The organism is Blautia sp. TM10-2, from assembly GCF_003480845.1.
GTDB classification, from domain to species: domain Bacteria; phylum Bacillota; class Clostridia; order Lachnospirales; family Lachnospiraceae; genus Fusicatenibacter; species Fusicatenibacter saccharivorans.
In genome coordinates, this window is record NZ_QUJZ01000020.1 from 19,342 (window position 1) to 39,570 (window position 20,229).

Annotated in this window: 10 protein-coding genes, 1 pseudogene and 2 riboswitches; of the genes and pseudogenes, 2 read left to right on the forward strand and 9 right to left on the reverse strand. The window is 41.7% G+C overall.

From position 1 onward, the window contains the following. Positions 1-158: 158 nt before the first annotated feature. Positions 159-353: pseudogene (locus DXD92_RS17140) on the reverse strand (sensor histidine kinase); the annotation flags it as partial. Between the two features lie 63 nt (positions 354-416). Beyond that, positions 417-492: riboswitch (cyclic di-GMP riboswitch) on the reverse strand. 202 nt (positions 493-694) lie between these two features. Between DXD92_RS17140 and DXD92_RS17145 the strand changes: the two are divergent. Continuing rightward, the gene (locus DXD92_RS17145; RefSeq protein ID WP_118594524.1) at positions 695-2,455 is read left to right on the forward strand and encodes a diguanylate cyclase domain-containing protein; all 1,761 of its coding nucleotides are present in this window, start codon (positions 695-697) and stop codon (positions 2,453-2,455) included. Positions 2,456-2,507: 52 nt separating this feature from the next. On the opposite strand, the gene DXD92_RS17150 is transcribed toward DXD92_RS17145, so the two are convergent. The 6 genes from DXD92_RS17150 to DXD92_RS17175 form a co-directional block, all read right to left on the reverse strand. Continuing rightward, positions 2,508-5,459 carry a hybrid sensor histidine kinase/response regulator gene (locus DXD92_RS17150; protein WP_118594525.1) on the reverse strand — a complete coding sequence of 984 codons (2,952 nt, stop codon included), beginning with the start codon at positions 5,457-5,459 and terminating at the stop codon, positions 2,508-2,510. Between the two features lie 5 nt (positions 5,460-5,464). Further along, entirely contained in the window at positions 5,465-7,315 is a 1,851-nt protein-coding gene (locus tag DXD92_RS17155) for an ABC transporter substrate-binding protein (protein WP_118594526.1), read from the reverse strand. 55 nt (positions 7,316-7,370) lie between these two features. Then, on the reverse strand, positions 7,371-9,533 hold the full coding sequence (locus tag DXD92_RS17160) for an ATP-binding protein (RefSeq protein ID WP_118641133.1): 2,163 nt from the start codon (positions 9,531-9,533) through the stop codon (positions 7,371-7,373). Next, positions 9,517-10,332, reverse strand: coding sequence for a substrate-binding periplasmic protein (locus DXD92_RS17165; RefSeq protein ID WP_118641135.1), 816 nt, complete (start codon positions 10,330-10,332; stop codon positions 9,517-9,519). Before DXD92_RS17165 ends, DXD92_RS17160 begins: the two co-directional genes overlap by 17 nt. A 45-nt stretch (positions 10,333-10,377) precedes the next feature. Then, a complete protein-coding gene (locus DXD92_RS17170) occupies positions 10,378-12,543 on the reverse strand; it encodes an ATP-binding protein (RefSeq protein ID WP_118641137.1) in 2,166 nt (721 codons plus the stop codon). Positions 12,544-12,689: 146 nt separating this feature from the next. Further along, on the reverse strand, positions 12,690-14,534 hold the full coding sequence (locus DXD92_RS17175) for an ABC transporter substrate-binding protein (RefSeq protein ID WP_118594529.1): 1,845 nt from the start codon (positions 14,532-14,534) through the stop codon (positions 12,690-12,692). A gap of 99 nt (positions 14,535-14,633) precedes the next feature. Then, a riboswitch (cyclic di-GMP riboswitch) is annotated at positions 14,634-14,709 on the reverse strand. A 446-nt stretch (positions 14,710-15,155) separates the two neighbouring features. On the opposite strand from DXD92_RS17175, the gene DXD92_RS19775 reads away from it, so the two are divergent. Then, positions 15,156-15,362: a helix-turn-helix domain-containing protein gene (locus DXD92_RS19775; protein ID WP_118594530.1), complete on the forward strand. Its 207-nt coding sequence runs from the start codon at positions 15,156-15,158 to the stop codon at positions 15,360-15,362. Positions 15,363-15,385: 23 nt separating this feature from the next. On the opposite strand, the gene DXD92_RS17190 is transcribed toward DXD92_RS19775, so the two are convergent. Both DXD92_RS17190 and DXD92_RS17195 read right to left on the reverse strand, forming a co-directional pair. Continuing rightward, on the reverse strand, positions 15,386-17,800 hold the full coding sequence (locus tag DXD92_RS17190) for a glycoside hydrolase family 3 N-terminal domain-containing protein (RefSeq protein WP_117510211.1): 2,415 nt from the start codon (positions 17,798-17,800) through the stop codon (positions 15,386-15,388). Next, positions 17,801-20,224, reverse strand: coding sequence for a glycoside hydrolase family 3 protein (locus DXD92_RS17195; RefSeq protein WP_118641139.1), 2,424 nt, complete (start codon positions 20,222-20,224; stop codon positions 17,801-17,803). Between the last annotated feature and the right edge of the window lie 5 nt (positions 20,225-20,229).

The window sequence follows — 20,229 nt, forward strand, 5'->3', positions numbered from 1 at the left end:
GTCTGTCTGTCTGTCTGTCTGTCTGTCTGTCAAATATATTTCTCTATACATCTCCTTGTCAACCTCCTGGTTTAATAAAATTGCACTACCGCATCAAATCCATTTGTCACTGTTCAGTGACCTGCGGTTCGGTCCCCCCCACCGGTCTTTATGCTTCTGAACTTGAAGACAGTTTTTCCTGCCTCAATCTTGCTCATATCCAGAACGTCATTGATAATTCCCAACAGATGCTGTGATGAAATATCTATTTTATCTGCATACTCTATAACTTTTGCTTTATTTCCTGCATCATGTCTGATCAAAGATGTGATACCAATGATTGCATTCATAGGTGTACGAGTATCATGCGACATTATTGTTACGTCTATGAAATAATACCGTAAAAAAGCACTGCCAGACAGACAGTGCACGTCATTTCATGCAACTGGCTGCCATTTTACAGGCCCTGTAGCTTTGCGTCCCAGACTTTCATCTGGTTTGCCGATTTCCTTATTATAGCTTTTAGACTTACGCAAAAAACTGATTTTATTATACTATAGTACTCTACTGTACACAAGAAAAACATTACCGTTTTAACGCCCAAAAACATATTGTCATTATACTGTCATTTTTTTAAAAACTTATTCCGTTTTTCAACTTCTATGATATAATGCTTTATTATAAAAACTCCAATGAATAAACTGAGGTGAACCAAGTGAAGAAAAAAACACTTGTGCCTCTTATTATTTTTTTACTGGGCATATGCCTTGTTGGTTTAATTGTATACAAAACAGACACCCATGAAAAAAATCAGAGACACATATTGGCACAATTAAACGCAACCACCTATGGTGAACGCATAAAGAATGAAATTGCAGATGGAATTGGAATTACAGATACTTTGGAACAGATCTTAATCAGTGAAAATGGCGAAATCCATCAGTTTGAGACGATTGCCGGGAATCTTATGTCTGATTCTATTGAAAGCGTGCAGCTCGCTCCTAATGGTGTTGTAACAGATATTTATCCGGCTGAAGGAAATGAGGCAGGTAAGATCGATCTGCTCCATGATAAAGACCGTAAAGAGATTTCCTGTTATGCAAGAGATAACCATGCAACCATTACGCAGGGGCCCTTCGAATTAAAACAGGGCGGTTATGGAATTGCAGTCCGCAATCCAGTCTACCTGAAAGATAAAAGCGGACAAGAGTATTTCTGGGGATTTACCATTGTTATCCTGCGTGTTCCGGATATTTTTTCAGATACAGTCAGTGCACTTTCAAATTTTGGATATGAATACAAAATTTTAAAAACAGACACTCCCTGGAGCGATACTTATAAAGTGGTTTATCAGTCAGATGGTCAAATAGATCATCCGATTTCTTACGCTTTTACAGTAGGGGATGGAACCTGGAAGCTTGAGGTAACTCCTAAAACCGGATGGAGAAATAACACACTACTGATAATTATCAGTGGTATGTTTCTTACTATAAGCCTTCTTCTGTCAGTACTTACCAGGGTATGGCTGGTAGCAAAAGAACACAAGAACAAATATAAAATACTGGCGCGCACAGATTCTCTTACAAATATTTATAATCGCTATGGATTTGATGAATTAGCAGAAAAAATAATTTCTAAAAATCCACAAACACATTTTGTGGCTGCGCTCCTTGATATTGATGACTTTAAGTTTATCAATGATATCTATGGCCATAGTTATGGAGACAAAGCATTAAAGAGTCTGGCAGACAGTATGAAAGCTTTTTTCCCATCCGATGCATTGCTTGGAAGAAATGGTGGTGACGAATTCTGCATTCTTTTACCAAATTGTACCTTTAAGGAAGCAGATAAACAGCTGCAGCAATTCACTAAGCTTCCAAAAACGTTTTCATATCACGGTAAAGAACTCGCATTTTATATATCTCTCGGATATGCAGAATATCCAACATTTGCAGCCAGCCCTTCACAGCTTATGCGCTGTGCAGATGCAGCTCTTTATGAAATAAAACTGCATGGAAAAAACGGATGTATGGCTTACAGAAAAGGTCTCCAGTCAGGAGTCCGCAAACAGCTTGGATTTGCACTGAAGGATATCTCTGAACACCTTCCAGGTGCATTTATCATATATAGAGCAGACAAAGAAGATGATGAGCTCTTTTATGCAAACCACGAATTTCTTCATATGACTGGTTATAAGAGCATGGATGAACTATTCAGGCTTACTCAAAAAAGGTTCCGCAATCTGATCCGACAAGATGAACAACAACAGATTGAAACAAGCATCTGGGAACAGATTGGCACAGGCAATGAAAATGACTATATTCACTTTCATCTTCGAAAAGCTGACGGAACTTATCTTTCCGTGCTTGATCATGGAAGAATCGTAGAAAGCCAACAATACGGAAAAGTATTTTATGTATTGTTCATGGATTGGGAAGATATGCATCTTCGTTACAGTGATAAATTTTCCGAATAAATAAAAAAAACTGCTAAAAAGTTGTGAACCGAACTTCTTAGCAGTTTTTTTACTAATCTACCAGATTGTTTTGTAACGTACTGATCAATTCCTCTATAACAATTGGCTTGGATAAGAAGCCATTCATACCACATTCCAGTGCTTTCTTTTTGTCTTCGTCAAAAGCATTGGCAGTCATGGCAAGGATGGTAATTCCCGCCAGCGCCGGATCCCTAAGGGCACGGATCTGCTTCGTGGCCTCATATCCGTTCATTACCGGCATCTGCACATCCATCAGCACCAGATCATAATTACATGGCTTCGAATTCTTAACTTTCTCCACTGCCTCTGCCCCATTTTCTGCAGTATCAACCATGAAGCCATATTCGTTAAGGATCTCCACCGCAATTTCACGGTTCAGTTCATTGTCTTCCACAAGCAGTATGCACCTGCCTCTGAAATCTGAGCTTGTCTCAGGAAGAACGGGATTCTCCTGCTCAGCCTGATTCTGGCCGATAGCAGCCATCAGGGTATCTCTGATATCTGACATAAAAAGAGGCTTCGCACAGAATGCAGTCACCCCTGCAGCCCTGGCTTCCACTTCGATGTCTGACCAGTCATAAGCAGTCAGGATAATGATCGGCGTATCATCACCAAGACTGCGGATCTGTCTGGTGACCTCAATGCCATTCATATCCGGCAGACGCCAGTCAATAATATAAGCATGGAATGCATCCCCAAGCTCCATAGACTGCCTTGCACGCAGAACAGCCTCCTTACCGGAAAGTGTCCATTCCGAACGCATTCCAACCTTCACAAGCATCTTTGTCACACTGTCACAGGTATTAAAATCGTCATCTACAACCAGAGCCTTAAGGCCCTCCAGCTCTGCAATCTTCTCTATACGGTGATTCTCAGGCTGAGTCCGAAATGGCAGACGGACAATAAATTCTGTGCCTTTCCCCTGCTCTGTCCGGACCTCAATGGTACCACCCATCATATCCACAATATTCTTGGTGATGGCCATGCCAAGTCCTGTGCCCTGGGTTCTGCTCACAGTGGAAGTCCGCTCCCGCTCAAAAGGAGAAAAGATCTTCTGTACAAATTCCTGACTCATGCCGATTCCATTATCCTTTACCCGGATCTCGTATAGTTCACTGCCTTTTACTGTCCCTGGATACTGTTTCAGCCGGACAGATACAGTTCCGCCTGCAGGAGTAAACTTGATTGCATTGGACAGCAGATTCAGCAGCACCTGATTCAAACGTGTCTTGTCGCAATAGACATCCTCATTGGTAACATCCATTGCATCCATATAAAGCTCCAGCTGTTTCGCATGGATCTGCCCGCTAATGATGGTCTTCAGATCATGAAGCACATCCGACAGACTGACCTCCGTTTCTTCCAGATGGATCTTTCCACTCTCAATCCGGCTCATATCCAGGATATCATTGATCAGTGAAAGCAGATGTTTACTGGAGGAAAGGATTTTGCTCAGATAATCTCTGACTTTTTTCTGATTATCAATATTACTTACAGCCAGTGTGGTAAAGCCGATGATCGCATTCATTGGTGTCCGGATATCGTGAGACATATTGGAAAGGAAAGTACTCTTAGCCCTGTTTGCTGTCTCCGCCGCACGGACTGCCTCAGAAAGTGCCTGATTCATTTTCCAGTCAGCAGTACGGTCTGACATAACCAGGATGTATTTCTTTTTCCCATTTACCTCACTGCCCATTGCAATATTATGGAACCCGCGTTTTTCCCCTGTTTTCTGATGAACATATTCAAAATCCCATTCTCTTTGTTCATTCACCTGGATTTCCTCAAAATAATTTTCCTCCGGATTTTCATGTTCCTCTGGATGCAGTTTTCCCAGAACACGAATATCTTTGCGAATCTGTTCTACCGTAATACCAAGCAGTTTTTCCGCATTTGGGCTTATATAGTCTGCCTGATATGTTTTTGCATCCAGCATCAGAAAAACGTCATCCACATTCATTGACAGCTTTTGAAAAAGCTCGTCTCTGTACCGGATCTGTGTGTCCTTTCTTCTAAGGCTTATCCTGTTTTTTTGAATAATAAGGCCGATAAAAAAGGCGGCAATACAGAACAAAACCGCAGCCACAAGAAGCATTGTACTACGCTGCAGACTGTTCATACTGGCATTGACAATATCCGCCTGTACAAGTCCCAGAAATACCCAGTCCTGAATATCTGATTTTTCATAGACCAGATAATAGTTTCTTTCATCCAGATTTACCAGCATCGCATCGGTGCGTCCCGCTTTAAACTTCTCCGAAAGCTCATTGATCTCTTTTTCAGACATATTGGAATGCTCTCTCAGAACACCAAAGAAATTGTACACATTCCCCCATGACTCAGAAGAATGATCGACCACAACACGGCCATCCGGATGAACAACAAAGCTCTGGGCATTTCCATTGAAAGCAGAAATGTCCAGCACATCTACGATATCAGAGTTTTCATAGGCAATGGCAATTGCATCATATTCAAATCCCTGATAAATTCCATGGGCCCTGGGAGTAGCAAAAACAAGCAGCTGAGACTTTCCAGGAACTGCTGCATTCGCTATCACATCATTTCCCTGCCGGATCTCCTCTTCAATGTTTTCCTGTAATCCAAGGTACCCGGTTTCCCCTGTCGCCATCTTGTAATCCCCGTCAGCTGACAGAAAAAAGAAATCTAAGAATCCGGCATCTTCCTGCGCTTTCTTTATATAATTACGAATTTCGTCTTCGCTGGAGGTATTCTGCAGATTCTCACCCCACATATGAAGATAGGTCAGATTCTTATCTGTCAGTTCTCTCAGCATGTTATCAGACTGATGAAAAACTTCCGTCAGATGAGAAACACTTTCCTCATAAACAGTTTTCGATACAAATCCAAAATATCGGAAAACCATCAGAACAATTCCCAGTAAAACAGCTGTAAAGACAGCTATCTGGAATGGTTTTCCCATGACAGGTTTCTTTCTGCCTTTATTATGATTCTTAATATCCATTCTTCTCACCTCAGAGTCATGTAGTCTTCAGGCTCTGCAAGAATGGCATCACCATCTGAAACATATCCTGTCCAGGTGTCTTTCACAAAGGTATCTTCTCCATCAAACACAATATTCTCATCTGCCGGATAAGCTTCCATGTGTTTAGATATCGCAAGGCAGGTTACCGTGAAAGTATCCTCGTCCTGAACTTTTTTTCCATCTTTTGTAACTTTGCTCAATATGTAACCATCATCTGTTTCTTTGACTTCCACGGAAATGCCGCTGACCACAGGCAGAGAGCCTCGGTTAAACGGAATAAATCCGCCCTCATAGCCTTCTACAAAATTTTTGACTGTCTCTTTCAGTTCTGCTCCGCTCATCTTGCTGCTGTAAGCCGAAAGACTATTTGGCATGATCATGTCTCCCGCCATTTTTTCTGTATAGCCGGCTTTCAGCACGTTTCCCGTAAAGCTGTTTCCGGTTGCAATCAGCACATCTGTTCCATAAATGCCACGCAGAGTGTTTGCCATAACAGAATATGCTTCATTACCTCCACTGCTGTGGAAACGACTGGAATAAGCCTTCTGTGAATCCAATACTATTTTCTCAGAAGTGGATTTCTCCTCAAGGAGCTGGGCATTAAATGACTGATAAGCCTGCCCTGCATCATATTCTCCTGAAATCATCTTAGACACCACATCCTTGGACACAGAGAAAAAGTCATTTGACGCAATACGGATATACATATGGTTTTCCTCTATCACAGGTTTCACATCTTTCATATATTGTGTAAGATGGAGTTCCACATCCTGACTGTAGCTTAACAGATCCTGTCCATCACTAATGATCCGGTTCTGCGCATCCTCCGAAAGCATTGTGTCCAACACCTTCATTGCTTTCTTTCGACGTGTCTCATCCTGTGTCAGATCTCGTTTTAAAGCCACCTGGAAATATGGCGTAGTCATAATCCACTTTTCACCGTTCTCCTGAAAGAATGGAAGAAACGTTGTGTTGATGCCCTGATCCTGAAACATTTTTACACCGGCAGAGCTGCCAAAGTACATGGCAAGCTTGCCACTTTGATACATTTCAACTATGTCATCATAATTCATATCCAGATCATCCTGACTCAGACCGGTATCCTGGATAAACTGTTCCATACGTTCAAAAGCCTGCGGCCAGACGGTACTATCCAGACCTTCTCGATTTGTATTATCCGGGTCACTGTAGGTGGTGCGCCACTTGCGTCCGTCTACAGAAGACAGCTCTGAAGCAGACAATCCCTGCAGTGTTTCCATACAGGTGTAATCATAATAATAGTCTGCAGTAAACCCACGGATTCCCACTTTGTCAAATGCCTGGCAGGCAGAGACAAAGCTTTCATAGTCTGTTGGCAACGGGATATCATATTTTTCAAAAAGATCCTTGTTCACTACAAAGCCATGGGCATCTGCACACACCGGAAGCCAGTTTACGCTTCCATCCTCGTTCATAAAATTGCTAAGGTATGTATCATAGACAGCGCCTGACGCATTGGTTGTGGAAAGATCCATCAGGCTGTCTTTCAAGGAACTTGCATCATGAAGTGAAAAGCGACAGCAGGTTATAATATCCGGCAATCCACCATTTTCATTCAGAAATCTGTAGAAATCAAGATCGTTGTTGCCTACAACAAATTCAACATTGATATCCGGGAGCTGTTTCTGGATGTATGGTGCATATTTTTCATACAGGCTTGTGCTCCATAAGTACACCGTGATTGTGTCTGCATCTTCTTTCTCTGCACTTTTACTGCCACATGCTGACAGTAGTGATACGGCTGTCACCATTGCCAAAAGTACAGCCAAAACTCTGTTCCATTTTATTTTTTTCATTACAAGTTCTCCTTCATTTGCCCTGTCAATATATCCAGCAATTCCTAATTTTTCATCACCCCACCAATTTATGAATTACTTTTATCAGTAATTCCACATCAACAGGCTTAGCAACATGTTCATCCATTCCTGCTTCTTTTGCTCTTATTCTGTCCTCCGTGAAGGCATTTGCTGTCATTGCAATGATCGGTACCTCCTTTGCTTCCTCTCTGTCCAGAGACCTGATCATCTTTGTGGCTTCATAACCATTCATTACCGGCATCATAATGTCCATAAGAATGACATCAAATTCACCGGGTTCACTTTTTCTGAACAGCTCAACCGCTTCCTGCCCATTCCATGCTTTGGTCACGTCCGCGCCCTCATTCTGAAGCATAAATTCAGCGATTTCCATATTCAGCTCATTATCTTCCGCCAGAAGAATATGCAATCCCTTTATAGATTTTTCGGATACATCCTTCTGTTCTTCACGTTTATCCGCATCCGGATCTATTTTAAATGGAACCCGGATCACAAATGTCGTCCCTACGCCTTTTTCACTTTCAAAAGTAATGGTTCCACCCATTTTCTCGACCAGCTTCCTTGCAATGGCCATTCCCAGTCCGGTTCCGACAAACTTTGTGCGGCTTCCCGTATATTCCTGTGCAAATGGTTCAAAAATATGTTTCTGGAACTCCTCAGTCATTCCGATTCCTGTATCCCGGCAGATAAATTCCATTGTCGTCATTCCTGGCTGTTCGGATGGGATTTCCATGCAGCTAAGATAAATATATCCATTTTCTCTGTTATATTTCACTGCATTGGACAGGATATTCATCATCACACGTTTTACATACCCCGGACTTCCAATAAGATCACGGTGTATGATTTCTTTTTTCTCCCATACAATCCGGATATTCTGTTCTGCAGCAATCTGTTCAATTACAACAAGCACTTCCTCAGAGATTTTGCTCAGATTAAATGGACTCTCTTCCAGAACAACTTCACCCGACTCCAGCTTACTCATGTCCAGAACATCATTTACCAGTTCCAGCAACAGATTGGATGCCGCTTTAACCTTTGTTCTGTATTCCTTCTGCTTCTCCATATCATCTGCATAATGGTCTGCCATATTGATCAAACCGTAGATTCCATTAATCGGAGTCCTGATATCGTGGCTCATACGATGAAGGAATTCTGTTTTTGCCTCATTGGCGGCTTCTGCCTTTTTTGCTGCTGTCAGAAGTTCTGCTTTATATTTTTCATCTTTTTCAAATTCTTGTTTCCGGTACGCCAGATTGGTTCTGTATGTCCAGAACCAGAATATGCCGGACATCAGAAAATAAAGAAAAATAACACCTATAACACTTAATGGAAGATTACAAAACACTTCCGTATCCGGAAGATATGCGTAGATATAATAATCACGCTGTTTCAGCATGATTCCATAACATCCAATTCCTTCCTTCCTAAAATGATAGATATGCTGACTGTCTGTATGCTTTTTCATTGCCTGAACAACTTCGTTGTCGGCTGTATTCTGTCCCAACAGGCTCTCATTATTGCTGGCAACAACGATTCCGTCGTCTGCAACGATAATCGTTCCATCTTTCTGGATACTATAACCATTTAAAAGCCCCTGTATCGTCAGCGTATAGTTTCTGGCAAATTCAGGAGATGTGTAATAATAGATTGCAACGATACCCGGTGCATCTTTTCTGGCGCAGGCTGCAATGTCAATAAAGGATCCATCTTCCCTGGTAAACCGTTCCGAATAGCTTCTTTCTTCATATCCGGCAAAATCCATGATAATTTCTTTTTGCAGATACTCCGTAATCTCATTAGCCAGAGACTCATCCATGCTGTATTCACAGTCCGTCTTTCCTTCTGCATCCAGTACAATGATACCATCCACCCATAGAGTCTGCAGGTTTTCCTTCAGGAAATCCCGGCTTAGCTGACCGCCGTTTTCTATTTCCATATCGATATTCGTACTCATCTGTCTGGCACTTTCAATGGCACGGAGAAGACTTTTGGATTCCGAAGATTCATTATAATGGGTGTAGGTGGAACACTGCACTTTGACATAATTTACAATCTCTACCATTCTTTTCTCTGCTTCCGCTTTCTCCGCATGAAAGAAATAAAACAGAGAGACTGCTGCCACACAGATTCCAATCAGACCACCGATCAGCTGGATTCGTTTTTCTCTTTTCATTCTCTTAATATCCAAGATCATCCACCTCCAGATACTTCTGGGGATCATCCAGATATTTTTCAATAATTTTCAGGGATGTGCCATCCTGCCGCATTTCTTCCAGAGTCTGGCTCATCTGCTCACAGATTCCTCTGTCATCATCTTTTGCAAAAGCAACACCTATCCCGGTGATCATCAAAGGTTCTTCCAGGATTCGAAAGCTTACGTCATAATCCTTCATATACTGGACAACAGATTCCTCATGCGCAGCGACTGCATCTACATATCCTTTTCCCAGAAATGTATAGATCAGCTCCCTGTGTCCCAGGCTGATCAGATTGCCCAGCTTTGGGATTCTCTCATCCGTCCGGTTCAGAAAGATACCTTCCGGTTTGGTCGTGGACTGAACAGCCAGGTTCTTTCCCTCCAGGTCACTCAGTTTATAGATATCACTATTCTCATTTACAGCGACCACCTGCCGGCTTGCTATATATGGTCCCGCCCAGCGGTAATCGTCAAGGCGTCCTTCCATGGAAAAGCAGCCCATGATACAGTCAATCTCTCCGCTCTCCACCAGTTCTTTTTTCTTCTCCCAGTTGATCTGGACAACCTCCACCTGATATCCCATTCTTTTGAAAGCTTCCGCAGCCAGTTCTACATCGATTCCCGTCGGTACACCATCCTCATTCAGATAATTGTATGGTGGATAGCTGTCGCTGCCGAGGGTAATAACAGGCTTTTCGGTTTTTTCTTTCGTGTTATCTGTGTTTTTACACCCCGCCAGGGTGACTGCTAAAATCCCTGCAAGCAGAATGCCTGCAATCACTCTTTTTCCTTTCATTTTCTATCTATCCCTAACTATCCTTTTCGATTCTTTTATGTCCGGTTACTTTCCATTTGTCACTGTTCCGTGACCTGCGGTTCGGTACCCCCCCCCGCCGGATTTTATGCTTCTAATCGTCTTTTCCAGTACCTTCATCTCAACCGGTTTTGAAACATGTGCATTCATACCGGCTGCCAGAGAATGCTGAATGTCCTCTGAGAATGCATTGGCAGTCATGGCAATGATCGGTATCGTCTTTGCCAGTTCATGGGAACTTCTGCGGATTGCCCTCGTCGCCTCATAGCCATTCATAACAGGCATCTGCACATCCATCAGGATCATGTCATAATCACCTGGAGCAGACTGCTCAAATGCCTTCAAAATCTCTTCACCATTTTCACAGATGGTACATTCCGCACCTGCTATCTTTAACAGTTCCGTCAGGATCTCTGCGTTCAACTCATTATCCTCTGCACACAGGAATTTCATTCCCTGCAGGATATTACCATCCTGCTCATCTGTTTCTTCTTGTGTCACCAGAGCAACTGTTCTATCCTCTGCAATTTTCAGATCCATGAGAACCTCAAAACAGCTTCCCTGTCCCAATTCACTCTCCACATCAATGGTACCTCCCATTGCCTCAACCAGATTCTTAGTAATCGCCATTCCAAGTCCGGTTCCCTGTATTTTATTTGTAAGGGAACTTTCCGCACGGGTAAACGCATCAAAAATTGTATCCTTGAAATCTGCCGACATTCCCATACCATTATCGCTAACTAAGAAACGGTACTTTGCATAGACAGATGACTTTGTCTCACATTCTTCTACAAAGAACTGAATTTCCCCACCTTCCTGGGTATACTTCACTGCATTGGAAAGCAGGTTGCTGAAAATCTGTATCAGGTGAACCTGATCCCCATTCACCCACTCATGTTGAATATTTTCTTTTATGATTGTAAGGGTCTGCTGCTTTTCATATATTTGAGTATGAAATATAGTGTCAAGTTCCTGTACAAGATCCAGAATAGAAAAGTCAGAATACTTGAATACTGTTTTTCCCGCCTCAATCTTGCTCATATCCAGAACGTCATTGATAATTCCCAACAGATGCTGCGATGAAATATCTATTTTATCTGCATACTCTATAACTTTTGCTTTATTACCTGCTTCATGTCTGATCAAAGATGTGATACCAATGATTGCATTCATAGGTGTGCGAATATCATGTGACATATTAGACAGGAAATCCGTTTTCGCCTTATTTGCATTTTCAGCTGTCTGTAAAGCCTCTGTTGCAACGTTCTTTGCCTTTTTCAGTTTTTGATTGACTACTTCCATTTCCTTCATTGTTTGTAAATGAAGTTCATTATTTCTTTTTTCATATTCTGCTTTTTGATCTGCAAGACTAAGTCTGGAAATACTGTAGAATAATCCGGCAAAAAGTAAAAGTATAAAACCTGCCATGAGTATTGTTGTAAACAACACCGTTTTCTGGTAATCCATCAGCACATTGTCCACAACTCCCTTGGCCACAATGCACACCAAAATGGTGTTGTTGCTTTCTATCGGGCAATACCCCAGATAATAGGGGTTCTGTTTTCCCAAAAGTGCAACTCCGGATTCTCTGTTATCAAACTTCTTTTTGAACAAATCAGCCTCTTCTTCTGTAATAGCCTGTTCCCCTTTTAAATGTTTTAACAAAGAATAATTACGCAGGTATTTATCTCCACTCTGGTTCGTATACGTAATATTTCCGTCATGATCCAGCATGAACAAATATGCTTTTCCATGATAACCTTTCAATTTTAACATGGAATCCAGTTTCGAATGATCATACACAGTTCCAATTGCCGTATAAGTTTCTCCATTGATCGTGTATTCCTGACATGGAATCGCAACCAGATAACCGTCTTTTTTCTTCTGATCATAATCAAGACGCACCAGTTTTCCAATATTGTATCCGTTCTTTAAGTCCAGCAGAAGTTTACTTGGCATATCAATCCGCATTTTTGTTCCACCTGCTGATATTGCCTGACCATTTTCCTGAAGGAATATAAGAGTACTTTCCGATTCTTTTTCCCATGCTTCAAAGAAATTTTTGTTCGTATCCGTTTCAAGAGACAGTTCCCTCTCATGAAGTAAGAATTCCTCAACCAACTGCAGCTGGCTGTAGTATCCACTCACCTGAAGATCATAGGTCTGCTGTATCTGTTCAACAACAGCTCCCATACTGCTTTTTCCATTTTCGCTGATATACTTATTAGACTTACTTATAAGATACTTGATACAAACTAAGCTTAAAAGAATCATAAGTAGTATAAGCAACAGCCTTGTTATTTTTTTTCTTTTGTTTACCTTTTGTTCTATCTCCACTTTTACTGTTCAACCTCTATATAGTCTTCCGGTGCTGACGGCTGCTGTCCATTTGACATTGCTTCGGTCCATGCACTTGATAATGTTGTATCTTTAAGCTGCTCAATCTCACATTTCAGATTTATTTTTTTCAAAACAGACATTGTGGTGTCTGTAAGAAGAATCGAGTATTCCTTTTCTTTGTCTATTTTCTTATCATTAACTGTTAAGTCCTTTAACGAAAATCCACTTTCCTCTTGATTGACGATCATTTTCATACCGGATGCAATTGGTAATTCGTATTTATTGGTTACGTAAAAATTCTCATCAGCATCAGCAAGATAATTTTCCACGAGTTCATAAACCTGTTTACCATTGATTTTTGCAACATATAATGGTGTATCTGAACTCTTCGCTGTCATCATGCCAACCCGGCTGCTGGTGCATTCTCCTTTGTACATAGAAGAAGTGAAATAATAATATGGTGCCAGAGCCAGCTGTGCATCATTTTCTTCTCTGATCGTAGTTAAAATGGAAGATGCTGCATCACGGCCATTTCTATCGTTCAGTGAAATGGAATATTCATTTTCAAAATTCACCGTTGCTTTTTCTTCTGGATCTTTACGATTCATTACACTGCGAAAAGTATCATAAGCCTGTATTTCATCCATTTCCCCTGACAGTAATCCGTGAACAGCCTCAAGACTTGCATCAAATGATTTTTGGGCGGAATATCGGATATAAACAGCATTATTATTAATTTCCTCTTCCAGTCCAGGCACATCCTGCATCATGGTTGGAACATCTGTATTCAATGAAATAACACCGCTTCCATCCGCAATCAGCTTTTGCCCCTCTTCTGAAATCATACAATCCAGCACATCCAGCGCAGTATCCAGTTTCTCCCGGTCTTTTTCCAGGTTTTTGTTAAATGCAATGTTTAAGGACGGAGTCATGTACACATAGGATTCATCCGATGTCTGTGAAAAGTAAGGAATACGGATCAGCTCCGCATCCATCTGTTTCTGCAGCTGCTGCATAACCGTCGGATGTCCATGAAACATTGCTGATTTTCCTTCGACAAACATCTGGGTTCCTGTATTGATATCAATATTGATATCTTCTTTACCAAAATGCGAGTCCTTAAGAAACTGACTGGTTTCTGAAAAAATACGTTTCCATAATACATCATCAAACTTTACTTCATCCGCTGCAGTCTCTGCACCGTTTCGCCATTCAATACCATCCAGGCTTGTAAACTCACCGATTGCTGCAGCCTGGATGATTTCATTATTAGACCAGTCTTCACCAAGATCCATGGAATACGGTTTTATGCCATTATCATAAAACTGCTGACATGCCTGTACATATTCCTCATAATTTTCTGGAATCTTTACGCCATACTGATCAAACAGTGTTTTGTTGGCAATGATCGTCTGCGGAATACCACAGATTGGCAGCCACTGGATTTCATCCTCCGCATTCTTATAATATTGCACCGCATAAGAATAATACTTGGAAACAACATCATAAGAAGCAAAATCCATAAGATAAGGCTGTAAGTCCTGTGCATCTGTTCCAGAAAATCGACGTACTGTTATAATATCCGGTAATTCATCATGTTCTTTAAAATAACTGTATAAATCGGTATCATTGTTACCTATAATAAATTCAATATCCTGATCTGGAAACTGTTCATGGATATAGGGTGCAATATTTTTCATCAAACGATTTTCCCACAGATAAACGGTAAGATGATCATCATTTATAGATACTTCTTTCTTTGACTGTCCACATCCAGACAAGACAGCAGATGCTACAAGTACACCTGACACCACTGCTATCAGACAACGTTTTGCCTTTTTCATACTTTTATTTTCCTCATTCTTTCCTGATAAAATCATTATTGTTACGTCTATGAAATAACACCGTAAAAAAGCACCGTCAGACAGACAGTGCACCTCATTTTATGCAACTGGCTGCCATTTTAAAGGCCCTGTAGCTTTGCGTCCCAGACTTTCATCTGGTTTGCCAATTTCCTTATTATAGCTTTAATCTTATGTAAAAAACTGATTTTATTATACTTTAGTGTTCTACTATACACAAGAAAAAAATTAACATTTTAACGTTCAAAAACAAAAAAAGAACAGCCGATACATATACTCGAACTGTTCTCTTACTTCCGAAGTCCACGCAGCATTGACATTACTGTTTCCTGCTCATTTGTACTCAGATCATTCCATATCCCTAGAACTTCTTTCTGTTTTTCTGTCAGATTCTCTGAATTATCTTCTCGAAAAAACTGCGATAATGTCACGCCCAAAGCTACACATATTTTTTCAAGTGTGATCAGCGACGGCAGGTTTTCCTGCTCTGGTTCATATGGTACTTACAATTCCACGTTGTATGTGATAAACTATTATTGTCCATTTAGACTACCTTTACAATCCTTTTTACAGCAAGTATACTTATTATATCGAAAAAATAATATGAAAATATCTGCAGAAATTATTAAGATATTGCCAAAACATAGAAAACAAATCACGGAGATAACAGAAACCACACTTCCCATCAGACAGATCGTCCTGCAGACCGGCTTCAGCCAGCAGTCCTATTTCGGAAAATGTTTCCGTGAAAAAATGAACTGCTCCCCACGGGAATACCGCAAGAACAGAACCGAATGCCGCTTTGTATAAAATGGCATCCGGTTCTGTTCTTTTTATTTCGCTGCGGCACTTGCCCAAAACGCTCTATTTCTTCCCGCAACCCATTTATTTTCTTTCACACAGTAGCTTCCTCTTAAACGAATATCTTCTGAAGAACTTCCGACCTCTACTGCATATCGTCCTTTTTCCACTTTCCAGTGCATATCAATGTCCAGAAAAGCCATTTGATCCGTTTTCACCTCAAAGCATACCGTTTTCTTTTCGCCCTTTCGCAGGTGAATGCGCTTAAAACCTGCCAGTTCTTTTACTGGTCTTGTCAGGCTGGCATATTCATCTCGTAAATAAAGCTGGACAACCTCATCTCCTTCACAGCTTCCCGTGTTCTCAACAGCGCAGGAGATCTGAACCGTATCTGCTGCCTTTTCATTTCCCATCGAGATATGTAAATCCGAATATGTAAATGTTGTATACGACAGTCCGTATCCAAAATAATATCTCGGTCTGTGCGGCATATTCACATAATTGGCAAAACCGATACTGCCGCTCTGATCCCAGGAGGAACCATATGGATGATTGTAATAAACCGGAAGCTGTCCCACTCCATAAGCAACGGTAACCGGAAGTTTTCCTCCCGGATTATATATTCCGGTTAAAATATCAACTACTGCTTCTGCTCCTGTTTCTGATGGACTCCATGCTTCCAGAATAGCATCTAAATATTCCTCTGCAGCATCACTGGAAATCGGTCTTCCATCAAAGTGAACGCCAACCAATGGTTTTCCAAGCTGCGCAGCCTTGCGAATAAATGCATCCTGACATTTTGGAAGGTTAATATCAGTACTGTCAATTCCTTCTCCCATTGATGCCATGGAACACGTTCCGTGCTTACCGCCAAGCGTCAGTATCACAATGTCTGCCTGCTTTGCTGCCTGCAGCGCTTCTTCAAAATGACTTTCGTCGTTTCCTGCAATCGGATAGCCATATGCATATAAAATCTCACTTTCCGGAAAGCGGATTTGGAATTCTTCATACAGATTTCTGCATTGCGGTTTCTGTCTTTTCAGGATCTGATCAAACTGCTCTGTCTCATCAGACTGAATATTGGTTCCCGGAACCGTAATAATCTCATCTGCATCTGCCTGTACAACTCCGCTTACACCTGCAATAGAATTGGCAATCGCATAGGTAGACTCCATCATACACATATGTGTGTATCCACCAAACATTTTTCTGGCATACCCGGCATGCGGTCCGATCACCGCGATTTTTTTCCCTTTTGCCGCAATCGGCAATACGCCGTCATTTTTCAGCAATACCATGGATTCTCTGGCCGACCGCAGGGAAGTGTTCCTGTCTGCTTCCTGCATTACAAGAGCATGAAGCTCTTTTCCTTCCAGCGCATAGGGATTTTCAAATAAGCCCATTCTGAATTTTCCCTCCAGAACCCGCAAAACCGCTGTATCCAAAATATGGATATCCAGTTTTCCACTTGAAAACATCTCTTTTAATTTCTCATTATAGCCAGTACAGGACGGCATCTCGATATCCATTCCCGCATGAAGACACATCGCACCGGCTTCTTCAAATGTTTCTCCAATATGATGTACACTATGCGCATTTCCCACTGCACCGTAATCGCTGATGCACATGCCGTCAAATCCCATTTTTTCCCGAAGCAGTTTCGTAAGCATGTTATGAGAAGCAGATACATCTTCTCCATTCACAGCGCAATAACAAGGCATAATACCTTTCAGATCTGACTCTGTGATTGCTGCCTGGAAAGGTTTTGCAAACACTTCTTCTAAAAGTCGCGTCGGCGTTTCGCTGTGTGTTCCATGAATTCCACCCTGCGAATTATGAAAAGCCACAAAATGTTTTGCCACACTTTCTGCTTTTCTTGAAGCAACTGTATTCTTTTGTATTCCTTTCGTATACGCTGCCCCCATCGCACTTACAAGGGAAGCATCTTCTCCATAACTTTCTCCAAAACGGCCCATACGCGGATCTCTTGCCACATCCAGAACCGGTGCCAGTATATGGGTAATACCACAGGCCGTTTCCTGTCTGCTCACAATTTCTGCAATCTGTTCTTCCAGCTTGGGATCAAAGCTTGCTCCCCTGCCAATCCCAGACGGAAAACTGGTGGAGTCCTGAATGAAGGCCCCGCACAATCCTTCCATATGAAAGATTGCCGGTATTCGATGGGCACTGTTTTCCATCACAATCTTCTGCACTTTTCTCTGCCATGCAGCCACTTCATCAAGTGTCTCCATCCTGCGCATTTCCAGCGTGCTTACTTCTCCCATTCCGTATTTTGTCTCCTGCTGAATTTTTTCAAAGTTATAGGCATCCTGATCAAAAGGAAAAACACAGTTAATCTGTGCCATCTTTTCATCAAGGCTCATTTCTTTGAGCAGAAGAGAGGCTCTTTCTTTGGCACCCAGTGTATGATCCCTATATGATTTCATTTAAATACGCTCCCCTTTCTCAAATAACTTCAGAACATGTAACAATCTTGCAACACTCCTTTCCAGATCTTTTCTGGTAATCCGTCTCTCCTGATAGGCCTGCAAAATCTGCCGGATCACCGGCGGGCCACCCGGCATCACAATATCATTTCCCGCTGCCACAGCATCGCCGCCATCTGCGACAATATCCATATCGCCCCAGTCAGTAACGACAACACCATCAAAGTTCCATTCTTCCCGTAAAATATGCGTACACAAATCTCGATTTCCAGCTGCAAGAACCCCATTAATTTTATTAAACGATGTCATAATAAAGGATACTCCGGCATCTCGAACCAACATTTCAAAAGGTTTCAGATAAAGTTCCCGCAATGCACGTTCCGTAAGGATGGAATCTACCGCATCGTACCGCTTCTTCGCACTTCCTCTTCGATACGTTTCCTGTTCATTCACGGCAAAATGTTTGGGGCAGACGCGGACAGGATGATTTTCCTGAACGCCCTTTGTAATCTGGACCGCACAGATTCCGGTCAGATAAGGATCCTCCGAAAAATATTCAAAATTTCGCCCGCAAAGCGGATTCCGGTGCAGATTGACTGCTGGTGCCAGCCATACGTCAACCGCTTTCTTTTCGCACTCTGCGCCAACCGCATTTCCAAACGCTTCCCACAGTTCTTTATTGAATGCGCAGGAAATCAGCATAGCCGTTGGCCAGGCCCCCGTTCCCACACCTGCCGGTCCATCTTTATAAAAAATGGAATGAATACCTTTTTCTGGCATAGCCGGGGAGACATATCCTTTTGCTCCGACTGGATGATCGTTTTTGGTCAGTGGATTTCCCTGACCATCCAATATAGTTTCCGGCTGTTCCTGTTTGCTGAACGCTGCAAATGGAATTCCAGGTCCATACCCCACACACAATGCAGCCAGCTGTTCGATACTGAAATTTTTTACTTGTTCCATTTCATCCCGTAAAAGATCATATCTTTCCTGCTCTTTTAAACCATCGGTCTCTTCTTTTTTCTTTTCATGCATTCGGACCTTTTTTCGTCCTTCTCTTGCAGATAGTACCTGCAAATGCTCTACATTGCAGTTTTGCACGCAAAGACGATTCACACATTTTTTAATTACGTAATCTTCTCTTATCTGGATTTCTCCTGCAAAAATTGTCTCACGGGATGAATTTCCGATAAAAAACTGATATTTTCCCTTTTCCAGGATATATGATGCAGATGTCTCAACATATCCTGCCAGATCCTGCATGGATATTCGGATCGAAATATTCTGTTTCTCCCCCGGAGCAAGAAGTCTCGTTTTTGCAAAGCCTTTTAATTCTTTTTCCGGTTTTTCCGACTCTGTACCAGAGCAGGACAAATAAAGCTGTATCGTTTCTTTTCCTGCATAATTTCCGGAATTTGTTACCTCCGTAATAAATTCCACCTCTTCTTTTTCCTGTTTCATCTCTTTCGGAAGAATCGTAAACGATGTGTAAGACATTCCATATCCAAAGGGGTACAATACCTGTTTCCGAAAAGTATCAAAATAGCGATACCCCAGATAAATGTCTTCCTGATACACCGTTACCGGGCTTTTCGTATATCCTGTACTTCCATTTGCCTTTGCATCCAGTCCATAATTTTCGTAAGTTAAAATTTCATCTTCCTGTTCTTTATTCCAGGTGAAATTTTCTGCTGTCGGGTAGTCTTTGAAAGACTCTGCCATGGAAAAACTTAATTTGCCAGATGGATTCACAGCCCCCGTCAGAATATCAGCTAATGCTCCGCAGCCTTCTTCGCCCGGAATTCCCAGAAACACCACGGCCTTAATTGCGGAATAGGCGTTCACCCACTGCATATCGATCATTCCATTAATATTCAGTACAACGATCACATGTGGAAAAACACAGCACACCTGTTCCAGCAGTTCTTTTTCGGATTCGGTAAGTTCATAATCACCTTTGATGTGCCTGTCACATTCTTCCCCACCGGAATTCCTTCCCAGCACAAAAACAGCGGTATCGGTAAACTCCCTGGCTTTCTGCATCAGCTGCTCCGGAATGTGATACTCTGTCCACATCGGCTGATATTTTCCAAAGATCTCATACATAAAACCACAGTTCATATTTTCTACATTTGTGATATCAATACCGTCAATCACAAACTTTTCCGATTCGTTTTTTTGATGGCTGGTGTAAAATTGTTTTAACCCTGCTTCTGCACAGATTCCTCTTTTTTCACATTCACATAAGAGATTCTTGTTTGCAAGGGATTTGGATGCTCCCGAACCGTTTCCCGAAAAAATGGTTTCTATCTGTGCCCGTCCCAAAAAAGCCACCTTTTTTTCTTTTAATGGCAAGATCTGCTCTTCATTTTTCAAAAGAACAATTGATTCTTCCACAAGTTCCTGAAAAATACTTTTTTTCATCTCTT

Bases quoted from the DNA above. Each gene is read 5' to 3' on its own strand.
- DXD92_RS17150 (WP_118594525.1), bottom strand. From the start codon at position 5,459: ATGGATATTAAGAATCATAATAAAGGCAGAAAGAAACCTGTCATGGGA.
- DXD92_RS17155 (WP_118594526.1), bottom strand. From the start codon at position 7,315: ATGAAAAAAATAAAATGGAACAGAGTTTTGGCTGTACTTTTGGCAATG.
- DXD92_RS17160 (WP_118641133.1), bottom strand. From the start codon at position 9,533: ATGATCTTGGATATTAAGAGAATGAAAAGAGAAAAACGAATCCAGCTG.
- DXD92_RS17165 (WP_118641135.1), bottom strand. From the start codon at position 10,332: ATGAAAGGAAAAAGAGTGATTGCAGGCATTCTGCTTGCAGGGATTTTA.
- DXD92_RS17170 (WP_118641137.1), bottom strand. From the start codon at position 12,543: ATGGGAGCTGTTGTTGAACAGATACAGCAGACCTATGATCTTCAGGTG.
- DXD92_RS17175 (WP_118594529.1), bottom strand. From the start codon at position 14,534: ATGAAAAAGGCAAAACGTTGTCTGATAGCAGTGGTGTCAGGTGTACTT.
- DXD92_RS19775 (WP_118594530.1), top strand. From the start codon at position 15,156: ATGAAAATATCTGCAGAAATTATTAAGATATTGCCAAAACATAGAAAA.
- DXD92_RS17190 (WP_117510211.1), bottom strand. From the start codon at position 17,800: ATGAAATCATATAGGGATCATACACTGGGTGCCAAAGAAAGAGCCTCT.
- DXD92_RS17195 (WP_118641139.1), bottom strand. From the start codon at position 20,224: ATGAAAAAAAGTATTTTTCAGGAACTTGTGGAAGAATCAATTGTTCTT.